Annotated in this window: 2 protein-coding genes; both read left to right on the top strand. The window is 71.7% G+C overall.

The annotated features are described in order from the left end of the window. Positions 1-1,465: 1,465 nt before the first annotated feature. Complete coding sequence (locus ND748_RS27920; RefSeq protein ID WP_251749179.1) at positions 1,466-2,302, top strand: SDR family oxidoreductase; 837 nt, start codon at positions 1,466-1,468, stop codon at positions 2,300-2,302. 452 nt (positions 2,303-2,754) lie between these two features. Beyond that, positions 2,755-3,677 (top strand): squalene synthase HpnC (gene hpnC / locus ND748_RS27915; protein ID WP_251749178.1); only part of this gene is annotated, 923 nt, incomplete at its 3' end.

Below are 3,677 nucleotides of genomic sequence, written 5' to 3'. Positions count from 1 at the left end.
GGGGCTAGGGGGTGGACGCTAACCGGGGGTCCACGGTGGGGGGGGCGTGGGGCCGGGGGGCCCGGGTCGGCGCGGCCCGGCGGCCCCGCGGGGCAGCCCGCCTGCCGCAGAGCTTGCGCCCGCTGGTCTCCGCCGCCGAGCGGCGCGAGATCGTCGCCGCCGCGCTCGCCGCTCTCGGCGCCGAGGAACCGGCGCCCTGGCCGGCGGGAGCCGCCTGCTGCCACGGTGCGGGCGAGGGTCCCCGGTCCACCGGAACCACCGGATCGTGCGTGGAATCCGCGACATCCGGGGCGCTGTCCGCGTCGTCGGTTTCTCCCGCATCCACGCTTCCCGCATCCACGCTTCCCGGTGTGCGTGGAGTCGGGATCACCCTGATCGGTGGGTCGAATCCGCCGGGGCACCACCCGGGGTAGTCCTTCCGCAGGATGGATGGACGGATTGAACCGGCATTCGTGCGGGTCATCGACTGGTGCGGTTGAGTATCCGAACGGGGTAGTCGGCACCCCCGGCAGCCACCGAACGTGCCTCCGCCGTCGTGCCTGCGACCACTGTCGGACCTCCCGTGATGCATCTTCCGGGCTCCTGTGTCGGATGTCACCGAGGTTGGTGATATCCCCGCGCGGCGGTCCGTCCATTAGGTTCGGTGAAATGCCGCTTTCGATCACGTTTGTCGAAGGCGGTAGGGTGGTCGTCGTGTGGAGGATGGATCAGTGCTCGGACGATGTCCCACCAGCCTGTCCGGTGTACGTCACGGACCGGCCCGACCCGGCCCGGGAACGATTCACGGATGAACCCGGGCGCCGCCAGGGCTGCTCCGGTGGCGACTCGATCGGACTGCCGGCAGGGTACTGACGGCGGAGGTGACAGGCCTGCGCCCACCGGTTGTGATGTCGTGGTGACGGCCGTGTCGCGGGTCGTCGCCGGGTAATTCCGGCGTAGGCAATGCGGTGGGAATCACCCCAATACCCGGGCCGGCCGGGGGAAGCGGTTCGCACGTCCCAGCAGAAGATCCCGAATCCATCGTACGACCGTCAAATCGGACCGCACCCGCGGTCGGCGATAGCGGGACGGCCCCGATAGCGGGGGCCGTGACGATAGAGGGAGTGTGATAGGGAGTCCGGAGCCGCGCATGTGATCCGTCTGCCTCGATGTCGTCCATCTGACCATGGACGATCCGACGGTGGGACGGTGAAATGGTGGGAGTCGTGGACCCGGCGGTGCTCGTGCGCCCAGGGTCCTGGAGTCCGACGCCTGAGAAGCAGTAGCTGTCCGGATCGGCACGGCCATCGAGTGTGGTCGAAGCGGTGGTCCGACGGGAGAGCTCGTGCCATCGGACCATGCCGATCATGCTCGGTCGGGCCACCTCGCGACGCGGGGCGAGATGAGTGGGGAAAGCAGCAGGTGACGTACAACCAGTGCCCGCGGGGGAGAACTGCGTGAAAGGAACGACCGGAAGTGGTGTGTCATGAGCACACGGTCCCGGCCTGCTTTCCGTGAGGGAGGGTTGACCGTCCTCACCAACCGGACCGCGCGAACGGGCTCAACCCCCGCCACCTGGCCACCTCGAACGGCCGTCGTGACCGGCGCATCCAGTGGCATCGGCCGGGAGGCCGCCCTGTTGCTGGCCGCCGGTGGCTGCCGCTCGCTGCTGGTCGGTCGCAACGGCGCGGCGCTGGACGAGGTCGCCGCGGCCACGGAGGGTCATCGCATCTCCGTCGACCTGTCGACCGCCGGCTCGGAGCTGGCGGTCGCATCCCGGGCCAGTGAACTGCTCGGCGATGTCGACCTGCTGGTGTGTTCGGCGGGGCTCGGCGCCGCCGGCCCGTTCGACATGATGTCGCCGGAGGCGATCGCGGAACTCGTCGCGGTCAACGTCCTGTCGCCGATGGCGCTGGTCAGGGCCATGCTCCCAGCCATGCTCGATCGTGGGCAGGGGCGCATCCTGATCGTTGGCAGCATCGCCGGTGCGCTTGGCGTGCGCGGCGAGGTGGCCTACTCCGCGACGAAGGCGGCGATGGTCGGCTTCGCTGACGCGCTGCGGGCCGAAGTTGCCGGGCGCGGCATCACGGTGACGTTGTGTTTGCCTGGCGTCGTCGACACCCCGTTCTTCCATCGCCGTGGGGCGCCGTACGTTCGACGGTGGCCGCGGCCAATCCCGGCCGCGCTGGTCGCCGAGCGCATGCTGGCGGCGGCGGGACGGGGCAGCGCGGAGGTCTGGGTGCCAGGTTGGCTGCTCGGCGCGGTGCGGGTCCACGGCGCGGTGCCGTCGCTGTACCGCAGGTTGGCGGGTGTCTTCGGATGATCCGGTACCGGGAGCGTGCTGCCGGCTGGCCGGTGTCACCCATTGGGGGTGAGTGACACCGACCACAGCTCCGGCGGCCTTCGGGCCGCCGGCGGCAGACGTGCCGGGTGGGGCCGGGGGCGCATGCGCCGTCGGCCCCGCGCCGCCGGAACCCGGGTGGCAACATGGCGCGCCTGCCAGGACCGGTGGCATGAGCCGGTCCGTGGCGGACCTGCGCAGTAGGTCCGCGTGCAGCGTGCCCATGACCTCTGGTGCGATCGGGCGTCCTGGTCCGTCGGCGGGCCAGGTCGTCGCCAGCGCAGAATCCGCCGAACGTCGGTGCTGACCCAAGGTCCCGGCGCCGACCAAGGCCCCGGCGCTGTCCAGGTTCCCGGCGCCGGCCGCGGCCTGGCAGGGACCCCCATCCCGGCACACCGCGCCCGGAGTGCAGACCGTCATCGAAGGAGAGGCGTATGACCGCCATCGACGCCCCAACCGGCCCACCCCGCACGCCTGCGCCGCCGGGCGCGACGGGCCTGTCCACTCCCCCCGAACACCTGCTGCGCGCCGCGCCGGCGGAGAACTTCCCGGTCTCGCCGATCGTCCTGCCCGCGGCCGTGCGCGCCCACTTCAACGCGGTGTACGCCTTCAGCCGGTTCGTCGACAACATCGGCGACGAGGCCGCGGGCGACCGGCTCGCCCTGCTCGACCGCCTCTCCGAGGACCTGTCGGTGATCTGGACCGGCGGTGAGCCGGAGCTGCCCGTCCTGCGCCTGGTCGCGCGCACGGTGCACGCCTGCGACCTGCCCGCCGAGCCCTTCGAGCGGCTCGTCGAGGCCAACCGTCAGGACCAGCGGGTCACCCGGTACGAGACGTTCGACGACCTGGTCCGCTACTGCACCCTGTCGGCCGATCCGGTCGGCCGGATGGTGCTCGGCGTGTACGGACTGGCGACCCCCGAGCGGGTCGTGCTCTCCGACCGCGTGTGCACCGCGCTGCAGCTCGCCGAGCACTGGCAGGACGTCGCCGAGGATCTCGCCGCCGGGCGCATCTACCTGCCGCAGGAGGACCTCGACACCTTCGGGGTCACCGAGGACGACCTGCGGGCGAAGGTGGCGAGCCCCGCGGTACGCCACCTGATGGCCTTCGAGGTCAGCCGGGCCCGCACCGTCATGGACCAGGGCGCTCCGCTGATCTCGACGGTGTCGGGTCGGCTGAAGCTGGCATTGGCCGGATTCGTCGGCGGCGGCCGCGCGGCGTTCGACGCGATCCGTCGCGCCGACTACGACGTGCTCGGCGGCCCACCGAAGGCCCCCAAGCCGCGGATGGCCCGCTTCGCCCTGGTGGCGCTGGCCCTGTCGGCGGCCCCGGGAGCGCCGGCAGCGGCCCGCACCGC

Origin of the sequence: Frankia sp. AiPs1, assembly GCF_023716945.1 — a bacterium.
GTDB lineage: Bacteria > Actinomycetota > Actinomycetes > Frankiales > Frankiaceae > Frankia.
This window is presented reverse-complemented; position numbering and strand designations above follow the sequence as displayed.

What these genes read in the sequence shown, in the direction of transcription:
- ND748_RS27920 (WP_251749179.1), top strand. Translation starts at nt 1,466, where the DNA reads ATGAGCACACGGTCCCGGCCTGCTTTCCGTGAGGGAGGGTTGACCGTC.